Origin of the sequence: Pseudomonas stagnisoli, from assembly GCF_048595745.1 — a bacterium.
Lineage (GTDB): Bacteria > Pseudomonadota > Gammaproteobacteria > Pseudomonadales > Pseudomonadaceae > Aquipseudomonas > Aquipseudomonas alcaligenes_A.
In genome coordinates this window covers 3,878,161-3,902,827 of sequence record NZ_CP184361.1, presented here as the reverse complement: position 1 = coordinate 3,902,827, position 24,667 = coordinate 3,878,161, and the positions used below count along the sequence as shown (strand labels likewise).

Sequence of the window (24,667 nt, the reverse complement as noted above, 5' to 3'; positions counted from 1 at the left end):
AGCCTATTACAGCGCCCTCACCCCCGGCCCCTCTCCCGCTGGGAGAGGGAAGGGTCAGGCGCCGCGGCAGGGATAGCGGCGCAGGCTGCCCACCAGGTCGCGGCCGGGGATCGGCCGGTCGAACAGGTAGCCCTGGCCGACATCGCATTGCTGGCGACGGAGGAAACCGAGCTGGGCGGCGGTCTCGATGCCTTCGGCGACCACCTTGAGCTTGAGATTGTGGGCCATGGCGATCACCGCCGAGGTGATCTCCATGTCGTCCTCGTTCTCGGGGATGTCCTTGATGAAGCTGCGGTCGATCTTGATCACGTCGATCGGGAACTTCTTCAGGTAGCTCAGCGAGGAGTAGCCGGTGCCGAAGTCGTCCATCGCCAGGGTCAGGCCGAGAGCCTTGAGGCGCGCCACCTGCTGACGGGTATCGGCGTTGCCCTCCAGCAGCAGGCTTTCGGTCAGCTCTACCTCCAGCAGGTGGGCGGGCAGCTGTTCCTCGGCGAGGATGGTGGCGATCGAGCCGACCAGATCGGGGTCGGTGAATTGCTTGGCTGACAGGTTGATCGCCACCTGGATCTGGCCCATGCCGAGGGCGGCCAGTTCCAGGCTGGCGCGACAGGCCTGGCGTACTACCCATTTGCCGATGGGGATGATCAGGCCGGTTTCCTCGGCCACGCTGATGAACTGCTCCGGGCTAATCATGCCCTTTTCCGGGTGGTGCCAGCGCAGCAGCGCCTCCAGTCCCACCAGCTGGCCGCTCTTCAGACACAGCTTGGGCTGGTAGTAGACCTCCAACTCGTTCTGGGTCAGGGCGCGGCGCAGGTTGTTCTCGACGAACAGCTTGTAGTTGGCCTCTTCGTTGAGGGCCTCGGTGAACAGCTGGACCTGATGCTTGCCGTTGGCCTTGGCCTTGTGCAGAGCCAGCCCCGCGTGCTTCATCAGCACGTGCGGGTCATCGCCATGGCACGGCGCACAGGCCAGGCCGACCGAGCCGGTGACGCTGATCAGCTGGTTGTCGACGAACAGCGGCTTGTCCAGGGTCGACAGCAGCTCCTGGGCCAGCTTCAGGCCGGCCTGCTCTTCGGCTCCGTCCAGCAGTACGGCGAACTCGTTACTGGCAAAGCGCGCCAGGCTGGTGTTCTGTCCCAGGCTGTTGCGCAGGCGCCGCGCCAGATTGGCCAGCAGCTTGTCACCGGTCTGATGACCGAGGCTGTCGTTGATTCGTTTGAAGTTGTCGATATCCACCAGCAGCAGACTGAAGGCCCGGCCATCGCGGCGGGCGAAGCGCTCTTCCAGGCAGCGGATGAAGTAGGGGCGGTTGCCCAGGCCGGTGAGGTTGTCGCTGTAGGCCAGGCGCTCGATGCGTTGTTGGGCCAGTTTGCTCTGGGTGATGTCTTCGTAGATGCCGATGTAGTGAGTCAGCTCGCCATCGTCGTTGTACACCTTGGAGATCGACAACTGGCCCCAGTACGGTTCCAGATTCTTGCGCCGGCTGCGGAACTCGCCCTGCCAGCTGTTGCGTTCGCTCAGGCCGCTCTGGGCGTCGAACAGCAGGTCACCGAGGTTCTCCAGTGCCGGTAGCTGCGAGATGCGCCGGCCCTGCACTTCCTCGGCGCCGTACTGGGTGATGGCGGTGAAGCTCGGGTTGACGTACTGCACCAGGCCGTCGCGGTCGAACAGCAGGAAGGCGCTGGCGCTCTGCTCCACGGCGCGCTGGAACAGGAACAATGCGCTGGTGGCGTCGCGCCTTTGCTGGTTGCTCATGACCTGGGCGAACTGGTCGGCCAGTTCGCCGGCGAAGGCGATCTCGTCGGCCTGCCAGGTGCGCGCCGGGCCGATGTGCTCCAGGCACAGCACCGCGACCACTTCACCGCCGAGGCGGATGCTGGCATCGAGCAGTGCGCTGATGCCCAGCGGCTTGAGGTAGCTGCGCGCCAGTTCGCTGGTACGCGGGTCGCGCTGGGCGTTGTGCGCGTCAATGGCGCGACCGCTGTGCAGCGCTTCCAGGTAGCGCGGGAACCGACTGGCATCCATGGGCGCCGGCAGCTCGTGGCGGTCTATGTCGCGGCGGTACATGGCCACCGGTTCCAGATGATCGCCGATCAGGTGCCAGATGCTGGCGCGGGCCACGTCGTAGGTTTCGCAGGCCGCCTGGGTAATCAGCTCGGCGGCTTCCTTGAGCGGGTCCAGCGCGCTGTAGCGATGCCGCGCCAGGCGTACGATCAGACTCTGCTGGGCGCGCGAGCGGATCAGGTGCTGCAGATGTTCTTCCTGGGCGTGCTGGTACAGCTCCAGCGAGGTCTGCAGTTTGCTGTTCTGTTCTTCCAGCTCCAGCAGGCGCTGATCGGCCAGGGTTTCGCCGGCCTCGGCCGTGACCAGCAGATAGCCGCGCAGCAAAAAGCGCCCGCGCTGCTGGAAGCTTTCGCCGATCTCCAGCAGGTGCAGGGCGCCGTTGGGCGTGTGCAGGCGGTAACGCACCGAGTAGTGCTGGGTGCTGGCCAGCTGGCGCTGGATGTCGTCGTGCAGCTGATAGCGTGCTTCGGGCTCCATCAGGCTGGCATAGGGGCAATCGAGCAGGGCGCAGAGTTCGCCCGCGCTGACGCCGAGCTGGCGCTCGCAGGTCGGGTCGAGGAACAGCAGACTCCAGCTGGGCTCGTTGAGGCGTTCGAAGCGCAACATGCCCAGGCGTGACGGTACAGGCAACTGCGTCACAACCTCGGCCGCCGAACGGCTGGCGGCATCGGGATGGCTTTTCATCGAACCACGGGCTTCCAGTATGCTGCCGCTGAGGGCAGGCTAAGGGCTGCTACATCTACCAACGTCAATCAAGGGTGCATCATGCGGCAGGGACTGACAAGAAGACTGAGCGGGTTGTTGCTGATGCTGAGCCTGGGCGCCGGAGCCCCGGCGCAGGCCAGCGAGGCCCAGCTGAGCGGTGAGGAGCAGGCGCGCTACCTGGCCGAGCTCAAACGCCTGTATCTGACCAAGGACGAGCGCAAGGCGCTGCTGGCGCACAGCAATGCGCTGCTCGACACCTATGCACTGCGTGCCGGCTACCAGCTGGGCAAGGCCCCGGCACAGCGCAGCGACCTGCGCTACCAGCTGAGCGTCTCGGGCCCCGGTGAGCTGCTGGTGCGCCAGGAGACCCGCGCCGAACAGACCAATAGCCTGGCGGTGAGCAACCAGCGCCTGTCGGTGTTCGGTCTCGACCCTTACATCCACTACGACTGCCCGACCAGTGGCATCTCCTGCGTACTCAACAATCCGGCCGACGGCAGCCCCTGGATCACGGTGCTGCGCGACCATCAGGGCGCGGCCGACCTGGCCAAGGCGATCAGCTTCCTGATCCGCAATCTGCAGCGAAACTGAGCGGCGGGTCGGCATGGCAGAGCCCCGCTTCGGCGGTATTACTCTTCACATCAGCAGTGACCTGCACGATCCAGTCCCCTCTCCCCAGCGGGGAGAGGGTTAGGGAGAGGGGGAGGCAGCCGCTTCGCAGTGCTTTCGGCCCTCTCCCCCAGCCCCTCTCCCATGAATGGGAGAGGGGAGCTAATCGAGCACTCTCTATGTGAACAGCATTACTGCCACGGCGGGGCTTTTCTTTGCCGATAAAAAAGCCCCGCCAGATGGCGGGGCCGAGGGGGAGAGGCGTCGATGCCTCCAAAGCACAGCTTGGTTCGTTACAGCAGCAGGGTGCGGATATCGCCCAGCACGTCGCCCAGGCGCTTGGTGAAGCGCGCGGCGGCGGCACCGTTGATCACCCGGTGGTCATAGGACAGCGACAGCGGCAGCATCAGGCGCGGCTGGAAAGCCTGGCCGTCCCACACCGGCTGCATGGTCGCCTTGCTCACCCCGAGGATCGCCACTTCCGGCGCGTTGACGATCGGCGTGAAGCCGGTGCCGCCAATGTGGCCGAGGCTGGAGATGGTGAAGCAGGCGCCCTGCATGGCGTCCGGCGACAGCTTCTTGGTGCGCGCCTTCTCCGCCAGCTCGGCGGCCTCGGCGGCCAGCTGCAGCAGGCTCTTCTGGTCGACGTCGCGGATCACCGGGACCAGCAGACCGTCTGGGGTGTCCACAGCGAAGCCGATGTGCACGTACTTCTTGCGGATCAGTGCCTTGCCGGACGGCGCCAGCGAGCTGTTGAAGTCCGGCAGCTCCCTGAGCAGATGGGCGCAGGCCTTGAGCAGCAGCGGCAGCACGGTGAGTTTGACCCCGGCCTTCTCGGCCACCGCCTTCTGCGCCACGCGGAAGGCTTCCAGCTCGGTGATGTCGGCGCTGTCGAACTGGGTCACGTGTGGCACGTTGAGCCAGCTACGGTGCAGGTTGGCGGCGCCGACCTGCATCAGGCGGGTCATCGGCACTTCTTCCACCGGGCCAAACTTGCTGAAGTCCACTTCCGGGATCGGCGGGATGCCGGAACCGCCGGAGGCACCAGCGGCCGGGGCATCCTTGGCCTTCTGCAGCACGGCCTTGACGTAGTTCTGCACGTCTTCCTTGAGAATGCGGCCTTTCGGACCGGTGCCCGGCACGGCGGCCAGGTCGACGCCGAACTCGCGCGCTGTCATGCGCACCGCCGGGCCGGCGTGCACCTTGCTGCCGTCACGCACGGGCGGCGTCACGGCGGCCGCGGCGGCGGCCAGGGCGGCGATGGCGCCAACCTCGGCGGCCACCTCGGGCTTGGCGCCCGGCGGGGTGCGATGCACCGGCTCGCTTGCAGGTGCCGGGGCGGCCGCGGGGGCTGCAGCAGCCTCGTTGGCGCCGCCTGCCACGCGCAGCTTGAGGATCAGGTCGCCGGTGCCGACCTCGGCGTCCAGCTTGACCACGACTTCCTCCACCACGCCGGCGGCCGGCGCGGGGATTTCCATGCTGGCCTTGTCCGACTCCAGGGTGATCAGCGACTGGTCGGCTTCGATGCTGTCGCCGGCCTTGACCAGCACTTCGATGACCTTGACCTTGCCACTGGTGCCGATGTCCGGCACGTGCACGTCCTGCACGCTGACGGCGGCGGGGGCCGCTGCCGGCGCTACAGCGGGCGGCGCTTCGGCAGCCTTGGGCGCCTCGGCGGCGACGGCAGCCGCGATGGGCTCGGCGGCCGGGGCCGCGCCCTCGACTTCCAGCACCAGCAGTTCGTCGCCTTCCTTGAGGCGGTCGCCCAGCTTGACCTTCAGTTCCTTGATCACCCCGGCCTTGGGCACGGGGACTTCCATGGAGGCCTTGTCGGACTCCAGGGTCAGGACGCTCTGCTCGGCCTCGACGCGGTCGCCGACCTTGACCAGCAGTTCAATGACCTCGCCTTCACCGCCGAGGTCGGGTACGCGAATCAACTCGCTCACAATACGTCTCCTCAGCAGTCCAGGGGATTGGCTTTTTCAGGGTCGATGCCGAACTTGGCGATGGCATCGGCCAGCACCTTGGCTTCGATCTCGCCACGGTCGACCAGCGCTTCGAGCGCGGCCAGGACCACCCAGTAACGGTCTACCTCGAAGAAGTGACGCAGCTTCTTGCGGCTGTCGCTGCGGCCGAAGCCGTCGGTGCCGAGCACCTTGTACTCCTTGCTGGGCACCCACTGGCGCACCTGCTCGGCGAACAGCTTCATGTAGTCGGTCGAGGCAACCACCGGACCCTTGCGCCCGCTGAGGCATTCCTGGATGAACGCCTGCCTGGGCTTCTGCCCCGGATGCAGGCGGTTCCAGCGCTCCACGGCCAGGCCGTCGCGGCGCAGTTCGTTGAAGCTGGTGACGCTCCACACGTCCGAGCCGATGTTGAACTCGTCGCGGAGGATCTTCGCCGCCTCGCGCACTTCGCGCAGGATGGTGCCGGAGCCCAGCAGCTGTACGTGGTGGGCGGCTTCCTTCTTGTCTTCCTCGAGCAGGTACATGCCCTTGATGATGCCGTCCTCGGTACCGGCCGGCAGGGCCGGCTGCTGGTAGGACTCGTTCATCACGGTGATGTAGTAGAAGACGTTCTGCTGCTCCTCGATCATCTCCTTGATGCCGTGGCGGATGATCACCGCCAGCTCGTAGCCGTAGGTCGGGTCGTAGGTGCGGCAGTTGGGGATGGTCGCGGCCATGATGTGGCTGTGGCCGTCCTCGTGCTGCAGGCCCTCGCCGTTCAGCGTGGTGCGGCCGGCGGTACCGCCGATCAGGAAGCCACGGGCACGGCTGTCGCCAGCGGCCCAGGCCAGGTCGCCGATGCGCTGGAAGCCGAACATCGAGTAGAAGATGTAGAACGGCAGCATCGGCTGGTTGTGCGTGGAGTACGAAGTACCGGCGGCGATCCAGCTGGACATGGCGCCGGCCTCGTTGATGCCTTCCTCGAGGATCTGGCCCTTCTTGTCCTCGCGGTAGAACATCACCTGGTCCTTGTCGACCGGCTCATACAGCTGGCCGACCGAGGAGTAGATGCCGAGCTGGCGGAACATGCCTTCCATGCCGAAGGTGCGCGCCTCGTCCGGCACGATCGGCACGATGCGCGCGCCCAGATCCTTGTCCTTGACCAGCTGCGAGAGGATGCGCACGAAGGCCATGGTGGTGGAGATGTCGCGGTCGCCGGTGCCGTCGAGGATGGCCTTGAGGGTCTCCAGCGGCGGGGTCGGGATGCTGAAGCTCTGCGTGCGGCGCTGCGGCACGAAGCCGCCAAGGGCCGCGCGGCGCTCGTGCAGGTACTTGTATTCCGGGCTGCCTGGCTCGGCCTTGACGAAGGGCAGGCTCTCCAGCTCGTCGTCCTTGACCGGGATGTCGAAGCGGTCGCGGAATTTCTTCAGGCTGTCGATATCGACTTTCTTGGTGTTGTGCGCGGTGTTCTTTGCTTCACCGGCGCCGGTGCCGTAGCCCTTGATGGTCTTGGCCAGGACCACGGTCGGCTGGCCTTTGTGGTTCACCGCCTGGTGGTAGGCCGCGTACATCTTGTACGGGTCGTGGCCGCCGCGATTGAGGTTCCAGATTTCCTGGTCGGAGAGGTCCTTGACCATCTCCTTCAGCTCGGGGCTGTTGAAGAAGTGCTCACGCACGTAGGCCCCGTCCTTGGCCTTGTAGTTCTGGTACTCGCCATCGACCACTTCGTCCATGCGGCGCTGCAGCAGGCCGTCTTTGTCCTTGGCCAGCAGCGGGTCCCAGAAGCGGCCCCAGACCACCTTGTTGACGTTCCACTCGGCGCCACGGAACACGCCTTCTAGTTCCTGGATGATCTTGCCGTTGCCGCGCACCGGGCCGTCCAGGCGCTGCAGGTTGCAGTTGATGACGAAGATCAGGTTGTCCAGCTTCTCGCGGCCGGCCAGGGAGATGGCGCCGAGGGATTCCGGCTCGTCGCACTCGCCGTCGCCCATGAAGCACCAGACCTTCTGCTTGCCGGCGGGGATGTAGCCGCGGCTTTCCAGGTACTTCATGAAGCGCGCCTGGTAGATCGCCTGGATCGGGCCGAGGCCCATGGATACGGTGGGGAACTGCCAGAAGTCCGGCATCAGCCAGGGGTGCGGGTAGGAGGACAGCCCCTTGCCGTCGACTTCGCGACGGAAGTTGTTCATCTGCTCCTCGCTGATGCGGCCCTCGAGGAAGGCGCGGGCGTAGATGCCGGGGCTGGCATGGCCCTGGAAGAAGATCAGGTCGCCGCCGTGCTCTTCGGTCGGCGCCTGGAAGAAGTAGTTGAAGCCGATGTCGTAGAGGGTCGCGCTGGAGGCAAAGCTGGAGATGTGACCGCCCAGGTCGGGGTCCTGCAGGTTGGTACGCATCACCATGGCCAGCGCGTTCCAGCGCACCAGCGAGCGGATCCGCCGCTCCATGAACAGGTCGCCCGGCATGCGGGCCTCATGGCCGACCGGGATGCTGTTGCGGTAGGGCGTGGTGATCGCATAGGGCAGCTGGGTGCCGCTACGGGTGGCCAGTTCGCCCATGCGGGTCAGCAGGTAGTGGGCGCGGTCTTCACCCTCCTTGTCGAGGACGGACTCGAGGGCGTCCAGCCATTCCTGGGTTTCGACGGGATCGAGGTCTTGCATGGCTTGCTCCAGGGCGGAAAGGCTTCCAGAATCGGAGGCCTGGGCTCGTGCACGCTTTTTGGGCGGGCTACGTGAAGTCGTGGTCGACCGCTATGCTCGCGGTCGCTTTTGTAGTTTTACTACATTTTCGATGCCGCCTGTAGAGTCCGGGACACATTCTTTAGTAGTAAAACTACAGTTTTCTCTGGAAGGGCAGCGGCGCCTGGGTGAATTCGGGGCAGGCTGCCCGTCCCAAGGATAGACCATGAGCCTGCCGCCACTGGCCGCCCTGCCGGCCCCTTTGCTGTCTCTCGCCGAACGCGCTTCGGCCCTGCTGCCCACCGCCTGGCCGGCTGAGCGCATGCAGGCGTTGCGGCGCAGCTGTGCGCTCAGCGACTTCGTTCACGAGCAGGCCGTGCGTGACCCACAGCTGCTGGTGGAGCTGGGCGAGAGTGGCGATCTGGAGCGCCGTTTCGCCGCCGGCGAGCTGCGCGGGCAGCTGCAGGCCCTGCTGGCCGACTGTCCCGACGAGGACGAGCTGGGCCGCCGCCTGCGCCGTTTCCGCAACCGCGAGCAGGTGCGCATCATCTGGCGCGACCTGAACCGTCTGGCCTGTCTGGCCGAGACCTGTGGCGACCTTTCCGACCTGGCCGATGCCTGCATCGACGGCGCTTACCAGTGGCTCTACCCGCGCCACTGCGAGCAGTTCGGCACGCCGATCGGCCACCGCAGCGGCCAGCCGCAGCATCTGGTGATCCTCGGCATGGGCAAGCTCGGCGCCCATGAGCTCAACCTGTCGTCGGACATCGACCTGATCTTCGGCTACTCCGAGGGCGGCGAGACGGAGGGCGTGAAGCGCTCGCTGGACAACCAGGAGTTCTTCATCCGCCTGGGGCAGCGGCTGATCAAGGCGCTGGACGCCATCACCGTCGAGGGTTTCGTGTTCCGCGTCGACATGCGCCTGCGCCCCTATGGCTCGGCTGGCGCCCTGGTGCTCAGTTTCAACGCGCTGGAGCAGTACTACCAGGACCAGGGGCGCGACTGGGAGCGCTACGCCATGATCAAGGCGCGCGTGGTCGGCGGCGACCAGGTCGCCGGCAAGCAGCTGCTGGAGATGCTGCGGCCCTTCGTCTATCGCCGCTACCTGGATTTCTCCGCGATCGAGGCGCTGCGCGCCATGAAGCAGCTGATCCAGCAGGAAGTGCGGCGCAAGGGCATGAGCGACAACGTCAAGCTCGGCTCCGGTGGCATCCGCGAGGTGGAATTCATCGCCCAGGCCTTCCAGCTGATCCACGGCGGTCGTGATCTCAGCCTGCAGCAGCGGCCGTTGCTCAAGGTGCTGGACACCCTGGAGGGGCAGGGCTACCTGCCGCCGCCGATCATCGCCGAGATGAAGGAAGGTTACGAGTTCCTGCGCTACACCGAGCATGCCCTGCAGGCCATCGGCGACCGACAGACGCAGATGCTGCCGGACAACGACCTCGACCGCGCGCGGGTGGCCTGCATCATGGGCTTTGCCGACTGGGCGAGCTTCCATGAGCGCCTGATGTACTGGCGCGGACGCATCGAGTGGCATTTCCGCCAGGTCATCGCCGACCCGGACGAGGAGGAGGGTGGCGAGGCGGAAACCTGCGTCGGTGGCGAGTGGCTGCCGCTGTGGGAAGAGGCGCTGGAACCTGACATGGCCGAGCGCCAGCTGGCCGAGGCCGGCTTCCGCGAACCGGCGGCCGCCCTCAAGCGCCTGATCGACCTGCGCGGCGGCAATCAGGTGCGCACCATGCAGCGCCTCGGGCGCGAACGCCTGGACGCCTTCGTGCCACGCCTGCTGGCGCAGGCGGTGGAGCACGCCAATCCGGATCTGGTGCTGGAGCGCGTGTTGCCGCTGGTGGAGGCGGTGGCGCGGCGTTCGGCCTACCTGGTACTGCTCACCGAGAATCCCGGCGCCCTGCAGCGGCTGATGACGCTGTGTGCGGCCAGCCCGTGGATCGCCGAGCAGATCACCCGCTTCCCGCTGCTGCTCGACGAACTGCTCAACGAGGGGCGCCTGTTCAAGCCGCCGCTGGCGCCGGAGCTGGCCGCCGAGCTGCGCGAACGGCTGACGCGGATTCCCGAGGACGACCTGGAACAGCAGATGGAGGCCCTGCGCCACTTCAAGCTGGCCCACGGCCTGCGCGTGGCCGCCTCGGAGATCGCCGGCACCCTGCCGCTGATGAAGGTCTCGGATTACCTGACCTGGCTGGCCGAGGCCATCCTTGACCAGGTGCTGGCCCTGGCCTGGCGCCAGACCGTGGCCAAATACGGCAATCCGCGCCGCGCCGATGGCAGCCTGTGCGATCCGGACTTCGTCATCGTTGGCTACGGCAAGGTTGGCGGCCTGGAGTTGGGGCACGGCTCGGATCTGGATCTGGTATTCATCCACGACGGCGACTCACAGGCCGAGACCGACGGCGCCAAGCCCATCGACGGCGCGCAGTTTTTCGCCCGTCTGGGCCAGCGCATCATCCACCTGCTGGCCACCCAGACCACCTCCGGCCAGCTCTACGAGGTGGATATGCGCCTGCGGCCCTCTGGGGCGGCGGGCCTGCTGGTCAGCTCGCTGGCCGCCTTCCAGCGCTATCAGGAGAACGAAGCCTGGACCTGGGAGCACCAGGCGCTGGTGCGCGCGCGCGTGCTGGCCGGCTGCAGTCGGGTGGCCGAAGGCTTCGAGCGGGTGCGTGCGGCGATCCTCGAACGCTCGCGCGACCTGCCCAAGCTGCAGGCCGAGGTCAGTGAGATGCGCGCCAAGATGCGCGACAACCTGGGCAGCCGCGAAACCGCCGCCGGCACCGGGGAAAACGCCTTCGATGCGGCGACTTCCTTCGATCTGAAGCAGGACGCCGGAGGTATCGTCGATATTGAATTTATGGTGCAATACGCGGCCCTGGCGTGGTCGGGGCAGCATCCGGCGCTGCACCGCTACACCGACAACATCCGCATTCTCGATGGCCTGCGCGATGTCGGGCTGTTGCCCGCCGCGGACGTCGAGCTGCTGCAGGAGGCCTACAAGGCCTACCGCTCCGCCGCCCACCGGCAGGCGTTGCAGAAGCAGCCGGGCAAGGTCGGTGGCGACCAGTTCGCCGAGGAGCGGCGCAGCGTAATGCGCCTGTGGCGCGAGCTGGGCCTGAACTGAACGAAACGAATCCTGAGGAGTGGCAAAGATGTCGATGTCCGACCGTGATGGCGTGATCTGGTACGACGGCGAGCTGGTGCAGTGGCGCGACGCCACCACCCACGTACTGACCCACACCCTGCACTACGGCATGGGCGTGTTCGAGGGCGTGCGCGCCTACAACACCCCGGACGGCACCGCCATCTTCCGCCTGCAGGCGCACACCGACCGCCTGTTCGACTCGGCGCACATCTTCAACATGCAGATCCCCTTCTCCAAGGAAGAGATCAACGAGGCGCAGCGCGCCGCGGTACGCGAGAACGGCCTGGAAAGTGCCTACCTGCGTCCGATGGTGTTCTTCGGCAGCGAAGGCATGGGCCTGCGTGCCTCGGGCCTCAAGGTGCACGTGATCGTCGCCGCCTGGAACTGGGGCGCCTACATGGGCGAGGAAGCGCTGCAGAGCGGCATCAAGGTGCGCACCAGCTCCTACACCCGCCACCACGTCAACATCTCGATGACCCGCGCCAAGGCCAACGGCAACTACATCAACTCGATGCTGGCCCTGCAGGAAGCCATTTCCGGCGGCGCCGACGAGGCCATGCTGCTGGACCCGGAAGGCTACGTGGCCGAAGGCTCGGGCGAGAACATCTTCCTGGTCAAGGACGGCGTGGTGTACACCCCGGAGGTGACCTCCTGCCTGAACGGCATCACCCGCAGCACCATCCTCACCCTGGCTGCCGAGCACGGCATCAAGGTGGTGGAGAAGCGCATCACCCGCGACGAGGTGTACATCGCCGACGAGGCCTTCTTCACCGGCACCGCCGCCGAAGTCACACCGATCCGTGAAGTGGATGGCCGCCAGATCGGCGCCGGCCGCCGTGGCCCGGTCACCGAGAAGCTGCAGAAGGCCTACTTCGACCTGGTCACCGGCAAGACCAGCGCCCACGCCGAGTGGCGCACGCTGGTTAAGTGAGCGGACGCTGAAGCCTGATAGGGGAGGCCACGTGCCTCCCCGCGCATTTCTGGAACGAGCATGAAGATTCTGATCGTAGGGCCCAGCTGGGTCGGTGACATGGTGATGGCGCAGACCCTGTTCGTCTGCCTCAAGCAGCGCCATCCCGGCTGCGAGATCGACGTGCTGGCGCCCGAGTGGAGTCGGCCGATCCTCGAACGCATGCCCGAAGTGCGCGCGGCGCTGAGCTTCCCGCTCGGCCATGGCGTGCTCGACCTCGCCACCCGCCGGCGCATCGGCCAGTCGCTGGCCGGCCAGTACGATCAGGCGATCCTGCTGCCCAACTCGCTGAAGTCCGCGCTGGTGCCGTTCTTTGCCAAGGTGCCCAAGCGCACCGGCTGGAAGGGCGAGATGCGCTATGGCCTGCTCAACGACATCCGCAAGCTCGACAAGGAGCGCCTGCCGCTGATGATCGAGCGCTTCATGGCGCTGGCTTATGAAGCGGGCGCCGAGCTTCCCAAGCCCTACCCGCAGCCGCGCCTGGTGATCGACGAGGCCAGCCGCGCCGCCGCCCTGGCCAAGTTCGGCCTGAGCCTGGATCGCCCGGTGCTGGCGCTGTGTCCCGGCGCCGAGTTCGGCGAGGCCAAGCGCTGGCCGGTGGAGCACTACGCCAAGGTCGCCGAGATCAAGATCCGCGCCGGCTGGCAGGTGTGGATGTTCGGCTCGAAGAATGACCACCCCGGCTGCGAGGCGATCCGCGAGCGCCTTATCCCGGGGTTGCGCGAAGAAAGCGTCAACCTGGCCGGCGAGACCAGCCTGGCGGAGGCCATCGACCTGCTCTCTGCTGCCACCGCCGTGGTATCCAACGACTCCGGCCTGATGCACGTGGCCGCTGCGCTGAATCGCCCGCTGGTGGCGGTGTACGGCTCGACCTCGCCGCAGTTCACCCCGCCGCTGGCCGACCAGGTGGAGATCGTCCGCCTGGGCCTCGATTGCAGTCCCTGCTTCGAGCGTACCTGCCGCTTCGGTCACTACAACTGCCTGCGCGAGCTCAAGCCGCGCCCGGTGATCGAGGCGCTGGACCGCCTGGTCGCCGACCCGGTCGAGGTGTAGGTCGTGCTCGCGATAAATGACGCGCCGCGCCGTCGCCCCGGGGAGCGCAAGTCTAGGAATGAGGAGAGAAGTTTGGTTATTCCAAATGAGCGACGAATGACGCTGGATTGCGCTCCCCGGGGCACGGCCCTTCGGGTTGGCGCTGTGAGTGTGCCATGCGTTGTTGCGGGACTTGCCGAGGGAATGACCATCGCCTGCGTCCCGCGCCTAGCCTGGCGCACTCACAGCGCCAACGCGGCGTGTCATTTGTCGTGAGCACGACCTCTATGCGGGTACTGCTGATCAAGACGTCCTCGCTCGGCGATGTGATTCATACCCTGCCGGCGCTCACCGATGCGGCGCGGGCCATTCCCGGCATCCAGTTCGACTGGGTGGTGGAAGAGGGCTTCGCCGAGATTCCTGCCTGGCACCCGGCCGTGGCGCAGGTGATCCCGGTGGCTATCCGCCGCTGGCGCAAACACCTGCTGCAGACCTGGAAAAGCGGCGAGTGGAAACGCTTCAAGCAGCGCCTGGGCGAGGTCGACTACGATCTGGTGATCGATGCCCAGGGCCTGTTCAAAAGCGCGGTGCTGACCCGTTACAGCAAGGCGCCGGTGGCCGGCCTGGATCGCGACTCGGCGCGCGAGCCGCTGGCCTGCCGCTTCTATGACCGCCTGTATGCCGTGGCGAAGAACCAGCATGCCCTGGAGCGCACCCGCCAACTGTTCGCCCTGGCGCTGGGTTACCCGCTGCCGCAGCAGATCGGCGACTACGGTCTGGATCGCGCGGCCATGGCCGATGCGTCCGCCCAGCCCTACCTGCTGTTCCTGCATGGCACCACCTGGGCCAGCAAGCACTGGCCGGAGGCCGACTGGCGCGCCCTGGCCGAGCGCATGGCGGCGCAGGGCTGGGCCATCCGCCTGCCCTGGGGTAACGAGACCGAGCGTGAGCGTGCCCAGCGCATCGTCGCCGGTATCGACAATGCCGCCGTGCTGCCCAAACTCAACCTGGCTGGCGTGGCCAAGGTGATCGCCGGCGCCACTGCCTGCGTCGCCGTGGACACCGGCCTCGGCCACCTGGCGGCGGCGCTCGATGTGCCGACCATCTCCCTGTACGGCCCGACTCTGCCGGGCAAGGTCGGTGCCTATGGGCGCGGCCAGGTGCACCTGTGCGCCACCGGACCGGGTGCCGGCCAGGGCGATCGGCACAAGCCCTGCTTCGAAGGCCTCGACGCCCAGCGCGTCGGCGATGCGCTGAACGCCATGCTGCTGGCGCAGCAGGAGGCGGTGTGATGCAGCTGGCCTTCGTGCTTTACAAGTACTTCCCCTTTGGCGGCCTGCAGCGCGATTTCATGCGCATCGCCCTGGAGTGCCAGGCGCGGGGGCATGCCATCCGCGTCTATACGCCGATCTGGGAGGGCGAGGTGCCCGCCGGGTTCGACGTGCGGGTGGCGCCGATCAAGGCGTTCTTCAATCATCACCGCAACGAGAAGTTCAGCGCCTGGCTGGCCGCCGATCTGGCGCGCGACCCGGTGGATCGGGTGGTCGGCTTCAACAAGATGCCGGGCCTCGACGTCTACTACGCTGCCGACGGCTGCTACGAGGACAAGGCGCAGACCCTGCGCGCGCCGATCTACAAGCGCTGGGGCCGCTACAAGCATTTCGCCGACTACGAGCGGGCGGTGTTCGCCCCGGAGTCGAGGACCGAGATCCTGATGATCTCCGAGGTGCAGCAGCCGCTGTTCATCAAGCACTACCAGACCCCGGAGGCGCGCTTCCATCTGCTGCCGCCGGGTATTGCCGCCGATCGCCGCGCGCCGGCCAATGCCGGCGAGATCCGCGCCGAGTTCCGCCGCGAGTTCCAGCTGGCCGACGACGACCTGCTGCTGGTGCAGATTGGCTCTGGCTTCAAGACCAAGGGCCTGGACCGTAGCCTCAAGGCCCTGGCCGCGCTGCCGCGCGAGCTGAAGAAACGCACCCGCCTGATCGCCATCGGCCAGGACGACCCCAAGCCCTTCCTGCTGCAGGTCAAGGCGCTGGGGCTGTCCGATCAAGTGCAGATTCTCAAGGGGCGCAGCGACATCCCGCGTTTCCTCCTGGGCGCTGATCTGCTGGTCCATCCGGCCTACAACGAGAACACCGGCACCGTGCTGCTGGAGGCGCTGGTCTCCGGCCTGCCGGTGTTGGTCAGCGCCGTCTGCGGCTATGCCCACTACATCGCCGAGGCCGAAGCCGGGCGCGTGGTGCCGGCGCCGTTCGAGCAGGAGGTGTTCAACCGCATGCTTGCCGAGATGCTCGCCGATGACGCGGCGCGGGCGAAGTGGGGCGCCCATGGCCTGGCCTTCGCCGATACGGCCGACCTGTATTCCATGCCGCAGCGCGCGGCCGACGTGATCCTGGCGGAGCGCGCATGAAACTGATGCTTGCCGAGCCGTTCCAGAGCCTGTGGGCCGGACAGGATGCCTTCGTCGCCGTGGAGGCCCTGCAAGGCCAGGTCTACCGCGAGCTGGAGGGGCGGCGCACGCTGCGCACCGAAGTCGGCGGGCGTGGCTACTTCGTCAAGATTCACCGCGGCATCGGCTGGGGCGAGATCGTCAAGAACCTGCTAAGCGCCAAGCTGCCGGTGCTCGGCGCCGGCCAGGAATGGCGGGCGATTCAGCGCCTGACCGAGGCTGGCGTGCCGACCATGACCGCCGTGGCCTATGGCGAGCGCGGCGGCAATCCGGCCGCGCAGCATTCCTTCATCATCACCGAGGAGCTGGCGCCGACCACCGATCTGGAGCAGCTGACCCTGAACTGGGCCCAGCAGCGACCCGAAGCGCGCCTCAAGCGCGCGCTGATCGCCGAAGTGGCGAAGATGGTCGGCGGTATGCACCGGGCCGGGGTCAACCACCGTGACTGCTATATCTGCCACTTCCTGCTGCACACCGACAAACCGGTAACGGCGGACGATTTCCGTCTCTCGGTGATCGACCTGCACCGTGCCCAGGTACGCAGCGTCGTGCCCCTGCGCTGGCGCAACAAGGACCTGGCCGCACTGTATTTCTCCGCCCTGGACATCGGCCTGACGCGCCGCGACAGGCTGCGCTTCCTGCGCAACTACTTCCAGCGCCCGCTGCGCGACATTCTGCGCGACGAGGCCCGGCTGCTGGCCTGGCTGGAACGCAAGGCGGAAAAACTCTACCAACGCAAGCAGCGCTATGGGGATGCGCTGTGAATCAGGGTGCTGCTATGACGCAAATGGATTGGCACGACAAGCGTGTGGCCATCGTGCCGTGCGCGGCTCTGGGGGATGTCACGCTCTACCTGTACCTGGCCTGGCTGTTCCACCGCGCGGGTGCGCGGGTGCGTTTCGTGTCCGGCACCTTGTATCCGGCACGCGACTACTTCGACTGGCTGCAGGTGGAGTCCGCTGAGAGTGTCGATCTGCTGGCGCTGGCGGCCGAGAACGACCTGGTCATCTGCTACGTCAATGCGCTTCCGCAGGATGCGTCGCGCCTGCCGGAGATTCTCGCCCAGGCCAATATCGCTATCGTGACGGCGAAGAAACTGTCGTCGCGCCTGGGGGTTGACGGGCGCGAGGTGCGGGTCGGCGAGCATGTGTTCGCCAGCGCCAGCCGCGCCCTGTGCCTGCGTTCGCGGGCGGGCATGAGCATGGTGCAATGGATCGACGAGTATGCCGCCAGTGTCTTCGGCCTGCGTGGCGAGGGCACTGTGCCCCTTCGGTGCCCGACCTCCTGCGCCGACGCTCATCGGCGCGTGGCGATCTTTCCGACCACGCCGCATGACAAGAAGAACTACTCGCAGGCCGGCTTTCTCTGGCTGGCCCGGCGTCTGCGCGCGCGGGGCTGGCTCGTCGAGTTTGTCGGCATGCCCAGAGAGCGCGAGGCGCTGGGGCACGCGTACAGCGGTTTCCCGGTGCACGCCTTCGCCGATGTCCGCGGCCTGATGGACTTTCTCGCGACCTGCGCGGTGGTCATCAGCAATGACTCGGGAGGTGGCCATCTCGGCTCGCTGATGGGATTGCGCAGCTTCACCATTACCCGCAAGCACGCCAACTTCGTCTGGCGTCCGGGGTTCAACGCACACAACGAGGTGCTGGCGCCACTGGCCAGCTTCAAGCTGTTGGGGCGCTATGTCTGGTCTCCGTTCATTCCGGTCTGGCGGATTCCCCGGCGCCTGGGGCGGGCGCGCTGATGGCCGGCTGGACCTTGAGGCCTGAATACGGCGCGCTGCACCAGGATCTGGGCTCGCTGGCGGCCGTGTTCGCCCTGCAGGGCCGGCAGTTGACCTCCGACCCGCTGTCCGAGGTGATCCTCATCGAGCGCGACGGCGTGCGCTACTACGTCAAGCGTTACTGGGGTGCCGGCAAGGGCCTGCGCCGCTTCATCGGGCGGCCGCGGGTCAAGGCCGAGTGGCAGAACCTGAAGCACTTCGCGCAGTGGGGCATTCCCACCGCGCCCGTGGTTGCCTATGGCCTGGAGCGCAAGGGAGGCGCGTTCGTGCGTGGGGCGCTGGTTACCCGCGAGCTGGAGCACACCTGCGACCTGGCCGAGATGGCCAGGCAAGGCGACCCGCGCCTGCGTGATGGCGCCTGGGTGAACACTGTCAGTCTCCAGCTGGCCAGGGCGACCCGCGCCCTGCATGACCATCATTTCGCCCATAACGACCTGAAGTGGCGCAACCTGCTGGTCAATCAGGACGGTGCGCTGTTCCTGATCGATTGCCCGACCGGCAGTTTCTGGTGGGGGCCGTTCCTGCGCTACCGCGTGATCAAGGATCTGGCCTGCCTGGACAAGGTGGCCAGCAAGGTGCTGACGCGCAGCCAGCGTTTGCGCTTCTACCTGCAGTACCGCGGGCGCGAGCGCCTTTCCAGCGGCGACAAGCGCCGCGTTCGGCAGATTGTGAAGTTCTTCGAGGGCCGGGAATGAGCGATTTCATCACCGCCGAGGATCGCGCCATCCTCGAGCGCCACGGACTGGCCGACTACGACGCGCTCTGGGCACTCAAGCTGGAGGCGGTGGACGAGCCCAACACCGAGCGCGGTGGCTGGAGCAGCGTGTATCGCCTGGACCTGGGCGAAGCGGCCTATTACCTCAAGCGCCAGAGCAATCACCTGACCCACAGCCTGCTACGCCCGCTGGGTGAGCCGACCTTCGCCCGCGAGTTCCGCAATATCCGCCGCTATACCACCCTGGGTATTCCCGCGCTGCAGGCGGCCTTCTTCGCCGAGCGCCGGCTGCCCGGCGAGCGCCGTGCCATCCTGCTGACTCGCGCGCTGGACGGCTGGCAGGACCTGGATCACTGGCTGCAGGGCTGGACGCAGCTCAATGGCGCCTGCCGCAGTGCGATCCTGCGCGCCTGTGGTGAGTTGGCGCGGCGCCTGCACGCGGCAGGCCAGGTCCATGGCTGCTTCTATCCCAAGCACATCTTCCTGAAAGAGGAGGGTGGGGGCTTCGCGGCGCAACTGATCGACCTAGAGAAGACCCGTCCGCTGCTGCTCGGCGAGCGCGACCGGATCAAGGATCTGGAACCGCTGCTGCGCCGCGCCAGCGTCTGGAGCGAGGGCGAGGTGCGCCAGCTGCTGGGCGCCTACCTGGGCGAGGCGGGCGATATCGAACGCTGGAGCCTGCGTCTCGGCGCGCGCCGCCGGCACAAGGAGTCACGTTGATGCTGCTGGCCGATTTGCAGCTTGCCGGGCGCGCGCCCGTTCTGCCATTGCAGCTGCAGCTGAACGGCGAGCCGCTGGAGCTGGAGCGTCTGTTGCGGGTACTGCCGGGGCAGCGCTATGTCGGCCTGGCCCGCTGGCGCGGCCGTGCGGTGCTGGCCAAGCTGCTGGTTGGCGGCAAGGCCGAGCGGCACTTCCAGCGTGAACTCTGCGGTGCGCGCCTGCTGGCCGAGCAGGGGGTGTGCACGCCCGAGCTGCTGGCCGAGGGCTTCGTGGCCGGACAGGGCGGTTGGCTGCTGTTCGACTACCTGGAAGGGGCCGAGAGTCTGTGGGACGCCTGGCGCGCCGTCGAGCGCGATGCCTTGCTGTCCGGCGCGCAGCAGGCGGTGCTGGGCGAGGCGCTGAATGCCATCGGCCAGCTGCATGCCAGGGGCCTTTGGCAGGCCGACCTGCACCTGGACAACCTGCTGCGACAGGCCGGTCAGCTGTTCGTCATCGATGGCGGCGGCGTTCAGGTCGAGAAGGCCGGCCAGCCGCTGTCGCGCCAGCGCGTGCTGGAAAACCTCGGGGTGTTCTTCGCCCAACTGCCGGCCGAGCTGGAGCCCTTCACCGAGGAACTGCTGGTGCACTACCTGCTGGCCAATGGCGAGCACGCCCTGCCGCTCGAAGCCCTGCTCAAGGAAGTGACGAAGGTGCGGCGCTGGCGCCTGCGCGACTACCTGAAGAAGGTCGGTCGAGATTGCAGCCTGTTCGCGGCCAGCATCGGCGCGTTCGGCCTGCGCGTGGTGCGTCGCGAGCAGGATGCCGAGCTGGCGCCGCTGCTGGGCCGGATCGACGCGTGCATCGAGGCCGGGCATGTCTACAAGACCGGCGGCGCGGCCACCGTTGCTCGCGTCGAGCTCAATGGCCAGCCGCTGGTGGTCAAGCGCTACAACATCAAGCACTGGCTGCACTGGCTCAAGCGCTTCTGGCGCCCCAGCCGCGCCTGGCACAGCTGGGTCGAAGGCCACCGTCTGGAGCTGCTGGGTATCGCCACGCCGCGTCCGTTGGCGGTGCTCGAGCGGCGCTGGTGCTGGCTGCGCGGCCGTGCCTACCTGGTGACCGACTACTGTGGCGGCGAGGACCTGATCGCGCGCTTCACGCCGCATGTCGATGGCTGCCCGCCGGAAGCCGAGTTGGCGGCGCTGGACCGGCTGTTCGCCGCGCTGATCCGCGAGCGCATCAGTCATGGTGATTTCAAAGGCCACAACCTGTTCTGGGACCAAGGCCGCTGGAGTCTGATCGACCTCGACGCCATGCGCCAGCATGCCGGGCAAAGTGGCTTCGCCCGTGCCTATGCCCGCGACCGCGCGCGATTCCTGCGCAACTGGCCGGCGGACTCCGCCCTGCACCGCCTGCTGGATGCGCGCCTGCCGCGTCTCTGACGCGACCGCGCGGTCGGCACCCGGCGATACCCGCGGCCGGAGTCTGTCGCTATAATCCCCGCCTTTGTTCGGGCGAAAGCTGTTTCGCCCTTCCACCTGTCCCGGCGGCGTTGTCCGCCCGTAGCTGCAAAGAGGCTTTCCCGTGGCATTGACCATTCTCGGCCTGTCCGGCGCGCTCAGCCATGACCCGTCCGCCGCCCTGTACATCGACGGCAAACTGATCGCGGCGGTCGAGGAAGAGCGCTTCGTGCGCGACAAGCATGCGAAGAACCGCATGCCCTACGAGTCCGCCAAGTTCTGCCTGGAACAGGCCGGGATCAAGCCCTCCGATGTCGACGTGGTGGCCATTCCCTTCGCGCCTATCAGCCTGTTCGGCAAGGCCCGCTGGCACTATGCCAAGCGCTACTGGTACGCGCCGGATCGCTCGCTCGACGCGATCCTGATGGGCAACCGCCGCTACAAGCGCTACCACAAGAAGATCCAGTGGTGCCTGGAGCAGCTGGGTTTCGACCTGAAGAAGGTCAAGATCGAGCCGGTCGAGCACCACCTGGCCCACGCCGCCAGCGCCTACCATTGCTCGGGCTTCAAGGAAAAGACCGCGATCCTCGGCATCGACGGCAAGGGCGAGTACGCCACCACCTTCTTCGGCTGGGGCGAGAACGGCAAGATCCACAAGATCAAGGAATTCTACGATCCGGATTCGCTCGGCGGCCTGTACGGCGCGATCACCGAATTCCTCGGCTTCGAGATGCTCGACGGCGAGTTCAAGGTCATGGGCATGGCGCCCTACGGTGATGCCGCCAAGTACGACTTCTCGCGCCTGGCCAAGTTCGAGAACGGCGAGCTGATCATCAACACCGACTACGCCAATGTCATCGGTTTCCGCCGCTACAAGGAAAACGGCAAGGGCTACTACTTCTCGCCCAAGCTGATCGAGTGGCTGGGGCCGAAGCGCCAGGGCGATATCGCCGACGATCCTTACATCCACTATGCCGCCAGCATGCAGGCGCTGTTCGAGAAGCTGGCGCTGGAGATGATGGAGTACTACCTCGGCGACATTCTCAAGGAAACCGGCAAGATCGCCTTTGCCGGCGGCTGCGCACTGAACGTCAAGCTGAACCAGAAGATCATCGCCCGCGACGACGTCAAGGAGCTGTTCGTGCAGCCCGCTTCCGGCGATGCCGGTACCTCGGTCGGCGCCGCGGCCTATGTCTCGCATCAACGCGGCGTGCCGGTCGAGAAGATGGAGCACGTCTATCTCGGCCCGGCCTACTCCAACGAGGACGTGATCGCCGCCTGTGCTCGCCACCCGAGCAAGCCGGTGTTCAAGCGCATCGACAATACCCCCGAGCGCATCGCCAAGATCATGGTCGACGGCAACCCGGTGGCCTGGTTCCAGGGCCGCATGGAGTTCGGCCCGCGTGCCCTTGGCGGCCGCTCCATCATCGGCTGCCCGAGCGTGCCGGGCGTTGCCGATCGCATCAACGAGCAGATCAAGTTCCGCGAGCGCTGGAGACCCTTCTGCCCGTCGATGCTCGACACAGTCGCACCGAAGATGCTCAAGGTCGACCACCCGAGCCCGTTCATGACCTTCACCTTCGAAGTCAACGACGAGTGGAAGGAACGCGTCGGCGAAGTGGTGCACGAGGACGGCACCTCGCGCGCCCAGGTGCTGGAGCGTCGTTTCAACCCGCGCTGGTACGACCTGATGCTGGAGCTGGAGAAGCTGACTGGCAACGGTGTGTCGCTGAACACCTCGCTCAACCGCCGCGGCGAGCCGATGATCTGCTCGCCGACCGACGCGCTGAACATGTTCTACGGCTCCGACCTGCAGTACCTGATCATGGAAGACATCCTGGTGGTCAAGGACGGCAAGGACTGGTATGACAACATCTGAGGCGGCTGGCCGTCGCCTGGCTGAGCGAGCTAGCGCAGGGCTAGGCGAGCGGCGCCGAGGAAGCGGAGTTTACTGTGGTAGATGAGCATTCCACGGCGACGCTCAACGACGCCCTGCCGACGCACAGCCAGCCAGAACGCTGGGTTCTGCAGTTTTGTCATGGCTACGACGGCCCCTTCCTCGATTGCGCGCGGCAGTACGCCGCGCTGTTTGCCGGTACGCGTTACAAGGTCTGTACCGTCTACCTGACCGGTGCGCCGAGCGCCGAGGTCGAGGCCGGTTCGGCCTCCGACGAGGTGATCTTCCTCGACTATTCCAGTCGCCAGGTGCGGGGTCTGAAGCTCAAGGCCATCGCCGACTTTCGGCGCATCGCCGCGTCGCGCGATTTCGCCGTCTGTATCGCCCACCGCTTCAAGCCCATCTACGTCGCCCTGCTCGGCAGCCAGCTGCCGGTGATCGGCGTGCACCATGCCTTTGGTGACTACAAGCGCCGCACTCGCCAGCTGTTCGCCAATTGCTTCCGCAAGCGCCTGGCGCTGCTCGGGGTGTCCGATGCGGTGCGCGACGACATGCGCGCCTGCCTGCCAGGCTGGCCGGGCGAACGCATCGAGACGCTGTACAACCGTATCGACATCGCGGCCGTGCAGGCCGAGCAGGTCTCCCGCGAGGCGGCCCGCGAACATCTGGGCCTGTCGCAGGACGCCTGGATCGTCGGCAATGTCGGTCGTCTGCACCCGGACAAGGACCAGGCCACTCTGATCCGCGGCTTCGCCCAGGCGCTGCCGCAGCTGCCCGCCGGCAGCCTGCTGGCGATCATGGGCAGCGGCAAGCTGGAGGCTTCGCTCAAGCACCTCGCCGCCGAGCTGGGTGTGACTGAAAGCGTGCGTTTTCTGGGGCAGGTGGCCGGCGGCCGGCGCTACTTCAAGGCCTTCGACCTGTTCGCCCTGAGCTCCGACCACGAGCCCTTCGGCATGGTATTGCTGGAGGCCATGGCTGCCGGCGTGCCGGTGATCGGCACCGACTGCGGCGGCGGCCGCGAGGTGGTGCAGGGCGTCGGCGAGCTGTTCCCGCTCGGCGATGCCGCCGCCCTGGCCGGTGCGCTGCTGCATCAGGCACAGAGCCACGATCTGCCGGCGCTGCGTGAACGCCTGCAGGTGCACCTGCAGCAGCGTTTCTCCGACGCGGTGGTGCGCGAACGTTTCTGGTCGCTGCCGCTGCGCGCCATGCTGAACTGAGGCCGACCCGATGCAGGATGCTGTCGCCAACCCCTGGGCCGCCAAGGCCCGCGCCCTGGACCGCTACCGTTGGCTGCTGCTACGTGAGCGCCACGGCCTGCTCGGCAGCGCCTTGCGCTTCGCCCGCGAGGCACTGGGTGACTGGTGGTTTGGCGTGCGCGCCAGATTCCGGCTGGCCGCGGCCGTTCCGGCCGAGCCCTGCGATTTTCTGTTGTTGCAGTCGGCGCCCAAGGTCATCGCTTTCCAGCGCAAGAAACTGCTGATCGAGGGGCTGCGGGGGCGCGGCTACAACCTGGTGGAAACGGCGTTACAGGCGCCCAAGACCATCCTGCGGGATCGCTTGCTGCTCCGCCCGCCGCATGGGGTGCCAACCCGTTACTTCGGTATGGCCGCTTACGCCGAGTGGCTGGTGGAGCGGCATCAGCCCCGAATCCTGCTCAACGACCGCAATGGCAGCCTGTATGCGCCGTTTCTGCGCCTGGCGCTGAATGTTCGCGGCAGCCGGCTGGTGCACCTGGCCCACGCCACCACGGTGGAAGGCTCGCGCCGGCTGGGCATGAACGACTACGACTACTACTTCCTGTTTGGCCAGAGTTCGCTGGAAGCCCTGCAGGCGCGCGAGTTGCGTTTCGGCAACTCGACGGCGGTGCTGGTCGGCTCGCACATGATCGATGGCAGCTACCAGATGCCGGCGCCGGACCTGGCGACCCGCACCCTGCTGATCCTCGGGGTCGGGCCGGACAAGGAAAAGGAGTCGGCCTATCAGCAGACCTACCGCCTGCTGGCCGATTGGGCGTGCCGGCACCCCGAGTACCGGGTGCTGGTCAAGCGTCATCCGCGCAGCCGGGCCCCGTTCTGGCAGGAAGCGGCGAGCCGTGTCGGCAATATCGAGCTGCTGGCCGCCGACTGCAGTCTGGCAGCGGCGTTGGCGCGTGCCTCGGTGGTGGTGAACATCCTCTCCAACGCGGTGATCGAGGCGGCCCTGGCTGGGCGGCCGGTGCTCTGCGTCGACCTCGGAGGGCAGTCGGACATCTTCCAGCAGCAGCGCTTCTTCGGCGCGGTTATCCGTAGCGAGGACGAGCTCGAGCGGCGCCTGCAGGGCATCGAGGACGATTTCGCTCAGGCGCTCGGGCAGTCGCGGGCCTTCGCCGAGTTCCACCTGGCACACGGGGCGGCCGGACTGGCCAGCACCCTGGCGGCGCTGCAGGCGCTGCGTGCCGGACAGCCATTGCCGGCCGGCATTGGGCAATTCACCCTTGATGCACACCCTACGGACTTTAGGAGCTGACCTT

Annotated in this window: 17 protein-coding genes; 14 read left to right on the top strand and 3 right to left on the bottom strand. The window is 66.7% G+C overall.

Annotation, left to right across the window (positions count from 1 at the left end; genetic code table 11):
* Window positions 1–54: 54 nt before the first annotated feature.
* Entirely contained in the window at window positions 55–2,748 is a 2,694-nt protein-coding gene (locus ACOAPY_RS18800) for a bifunctional diguanylate cyclase/phosphodiesterase (RefSeq protein WP_465154307.1), read from the bottom strand.
* Between the two features lie 123 nt (window positions 2,749–2,871).
* Here ACOAPY_RS18800 and ACOAPY_RS18795 point away from each other — a divergent pair, with 123 nt between their 5' ends.
* On the top strand, window positions 2,872–3,360 hold the full coding sequence (locus ACOAPY_RS18795; RefSeq protein ID WP_465154306.1) for a hypothetical protein: 489 nt from the start codon (window positions 2,872–2,874) through the stop codon (window positions 3,358–3,360).
* 311 nt (window positions 3,361–3,671) lie between these two features.
* On the opposite strand, the gene aceF is transcribed toward ACOAPY_RS18795, so the two are convergent.
* Both aceF and aceE read right to left on the bottom strand, forming a co-directional pair.
* Window positions 3,672–5,324, bottom strand: a complete 1,653-nt coding sequence (gene aceF, locus ACOAPY_RS18790) for a dihydrolipoyllysine-residue acetyltransferase (protein WP_465154305.1) — start codon at window positions 5,322–5,324, stop codon at window positions 3,672–3,674.
* A gap of 11 nt (window positions 5,325–5,335) precedes the next feature.
* Window positions 5,336–7,981, bottom strand: coding sequence for a pyruvate dehydrogenase (acetyl-transferring), homodimeric type (gene aceE, locus ACOAPY_RS18785; RefSeq protein WP_076583668.1), 2,646 nt, complete (start codon window positions 7,979–7,981; stop codon window positions 5,336–5,338).
* A 244-nt stretch (window positions 7,982–8,225) separates the two neighbouring features.
* Here aceE and glnE point away from each other — a divergent pair, with 244 nt between their 5' ends.
* The 13 genes from glnE to ACOAPY_RS18720 all read left to right on the top strand — a co-directional run bounded on the left by glnE (window position 8,226) and on the right by ACOAPY_RS18720 (window position 24,663).
* The gene (gene glnE / locus ACOAPY_RS18780; RefSeq protein WP_465154304.1) at window positions 8,226–11,129 is read left to right on the top strand and encodes a bifunctional [glutamate--ammonia ligase]-adenylyl-L-tyrosine phosphorylase/[glutamate--ammonia-ligase] adenylyltransferase; all 2,904 of its coding nucleotides are present in this window, start codon (window positions 8,226–8,228) and stop codon (window positions 11,127–11,129) included.
* 28 nt (window positions 11,130–11,157) lie between these two features.
* Window positions 11,158–12,081 carry a branched-chain amino acid transaminase gene (locus ACOAPY_RS18775; protein ID WP_021702667.1) on the top strand — a complete coding sequence of 308 codons (924 nt, stop codon included), beginning with the start codon at window positions 11,158–11,160 and terminating at the stop codon, window positions 12,079–12,081.
* Window positions 12,082–12,141: 60 nt separating this feature from the next.
* Window positions 12,142–13,173, top strand: a complete 1,032-nt coding sequence (gene waaF, locus ACOAPY_RS18770) for a lipopolysaccharide heptosyltransferase II (RefSeq protein WP_465154303.1) — start codon at window positions 12,142–12,144, stop codon at window positions 13,171–13,173.
* A gap of 266 nt (window positions 13,174–13,439) precedes the next feature.
* Complete coding sequence (waaC, locus tag ACOAPY_RS18765; protein WP_465156866.1) at window positions 13,440–14,444, top strand: lipopolysaccharide heptosyltransferase I; 1,005 nt, start codon at window positions 13,440–13,442, stop codon at window positions 14,442–14,444.
* On the top strand, window positions 14,444–15,565 hold the full coding sequence (locus ACOAPY_RS18760) for a glycosyltransferase family 4 protein (RefSeq protein ID WP_465154302.1): 1,122 nt from the start codon (window positions 14,444–14,446) through the stop codon (window positions 15,563–15,565). The genes waaC and ACOAPY_RS18760 overlap by 1 nt, the downstream gene beginning before the upstream one ends.
* Window positions 15,562–16,368: a lipopolysaccharide core heptose(I) kinase RfaP gene (gene rfaP / locus ACOAPY_RS18755; protein ID WP_465154301.1), complete on the top strand. Its 807-nt coding sequence runs from the start codon at window positions 15,562–15,564 to the stop codon at window positions 16,366–16,368. Before ACOAPY_RS18760 ends, rfaP begins: the two co-directional genes overlap by 4 nt.
* Window positions 16,369–16,382: 14 nt before the next feature.
* Entirely contained in the window at window positions 16,383–17,348 is a 966-nt protein-coding gene (locus ACOAPY_RS18750) for a glycosyltransferase family 9 protein (RefSeq protein ID WP_465154300.1), read from the top strand.
* Window positions 17,348–18,082 carry a lipopolysaccharide kinase InaA family protein gene (locus tag ACOAPY_RS18745; protein ID WP_076583685.1) on the top strand — a complete coding sequence of 245 codons (735 nt, stop codon included), beginning with the start codon at window positions 17,348–17,350 and terminating at the stop codon, window positions 18,080–18,082. The genes ACOAPY_RS18750 and ACOAPY_RS18745 overlap by 1 nt, the downstream gene beginning before the upstream one ends.
* A complete protein-coding gene (locus ACOAPY_RS18740) occupies window positions 18,079–18,822 on the top strand; it encodes a lipopolysaccharide kinase InaA family protein (protein WP_465154299.1) in 744 nt (247 codons plus the stop codon). The genes ACOAPY_RS18745 and ACOAPY_RS18740 overlap by 4 nt, the downstream gene beginning before the upstream one ends.
* Window positions 18,822–20,243 carry a lipopolysaccharide kinase InaA family protein gene (locus ACOAPY_RS18735; RefSeq protein ID WP_465154298.1) on the top strand — a complete coding sequence of 474 codons (1,422 nt, stop codon included), beginning with the start codon at window positions 18,822–18,824 and terminating at the stop codon, window positions 20,241–20,243. Before ACOAPY_RS18740 ends, ACOAPY_RS18735 begins: the two co-directional genes overlap by 1 nt.
* Before the next feature lie 142 nt (window positions 20,244–20,385).
* Window positions 20,386–22,140: a carbamoyltransferase family protein gene (locus tag ACOAPY_RS18730; RefSeq protein WP_465154297.1), complete on the top strand. Its 1,755-nt coding sequence runs from the start codon at window positions 20,386–20,388 to the stop codon at window positions 22,138–22,140.
* A gap of 74 nt (window positions 22,141–22,214) precedes the next feature.
* The gene (locus ACOAPY_RS18725) at window positions 22,215–23,375 is read left to right on the top strand and encodes a glycosyltransferase (protein WP_465154296.1); all 1,161 of its coding nucleotides are present in this window, start codon (window positions 22,215–22,217) and stop codon (window positions 23,373–23,375) included.
* 10 nt (window positions 23,376–23,385) lie between these two features.
* Window positions 23,386–24,663 carry a capsule biosynthesis protein gene (locus ACOAPY_RS18720; RefSeq protein WP_465154295.1) on the top strand — a complete coding sequence of 426 codons (1,278 nt, stop codon included), beginning with the start codon at window positions 23,386–23,388 and terminating at the stop codon, window positions 24,661–24,663.
* The last annotated feature ends 4 nt before the right edge of the window (window positions 24,664–24,667 follow it).

Excerpts from the sequence above, each read along its gene's own strand:
- waaC (WP_465156866.1), top strand. The coding sequence starts at position 13,440 with ATGCGGGTACTGCTGATCAAGACGTCCTCGCTCGGCGATGTGATTCAT.
- ACOAPY_RS18795 (WP_465154306.1), top strand. The coding sequence starts at position 2,872 with ATGCTGAGCCTGGGCGCCGGAGCCCCGGCGCAGGCCAGCGAGGCCCAG.
- waaF (WP_465154303.1), top strand. The coding sequence starts at position 12,142 with ATGAAGATTCTGATCGTAGGGCCCAGCTGGGTCGGTGACATGGTGATG.
- ACOAPY_RS18740 (WP_465154299.1), top strand. The coding sequence starts at position 18,079 with ATGAGCGATTTCATCACCGCCGAGGATCGCGCCATCCTCGAGCGCCAC.
- glnE (WP_465154304.1), top strand. The coding sequence starts at position 8,226 with ATGAGCCTGCCGCCACTGGCCGCCCTGCCGGCCCCTTTGCTGTCTCTC.
- ACOAPY_RS18760 (WP_465154302.1), top strand. The coding sequence starts at position 14,444 with ATGCAGCTGGCCTTCGTGCTTTACAAGTACTTCCCCTTTGGCGGCCTG.
- ACOAPY_RS18745 (WP_076583685.1), top strand. The coding sequence starts at position 17,348 with ATGGCCGGCTGGACCTTGAGGCCTGAATACGGCGCGCTGCACCAGGAT.
- ACOAPY_RS18720 (WP_465154295.1), top strand. The coding sequence starts at position 23,386 with ATGCAGGATGCTGTCGCCAACCCCTGGGCCGCCAAGGCCCGCGCCCTG.
- ACOAPY_RS18800 (WP_465154307.1), bottom strand. The coding sequence starts at position 2,748 with ATGAAAAGCCATCCCGATGCCGCCAGCCGTTCGGCGGCCGAGGTTGTG.
- ACOAPY_RS18750 (WP_465154300.1), top strand. The coding sequence starts at position 16,383 with ATGACGCAAATGGATTGGCACGACAAGCGTGTGGCCATCGTGCCGTGC.
- ACOAPY_RS18735 (WP_465154298.1), top strand. The coding sequence starts at position 18,822 with ATGCTGCTGGCCGATTTGCAGCTTGCCGGGCGCGCGCCCGTTCTGCCA.
- ACOAPY_RS18775 (WP_021702667.1), top strand. The coding sequence starts at position 11,158 with ATGTCGATGTCCGACCGTGATGGCGTGATCTGGTACGACGGCGAGCTG.
- aceE (WP_076583668.1), bottom strand. The coding sequence starts at position 7,981 with ATGCAAGACCTCGATCCCGTCGAAACCCAGGAATGGCTGGACGCCCTC.
- rfaP (WP_465154301.1), top strand. The coding sequence starts at position 15,562 with ATGAAACTGATGCTTGCCGAGCCGTTCCAGAGCCTGTGGGCCGGACAG.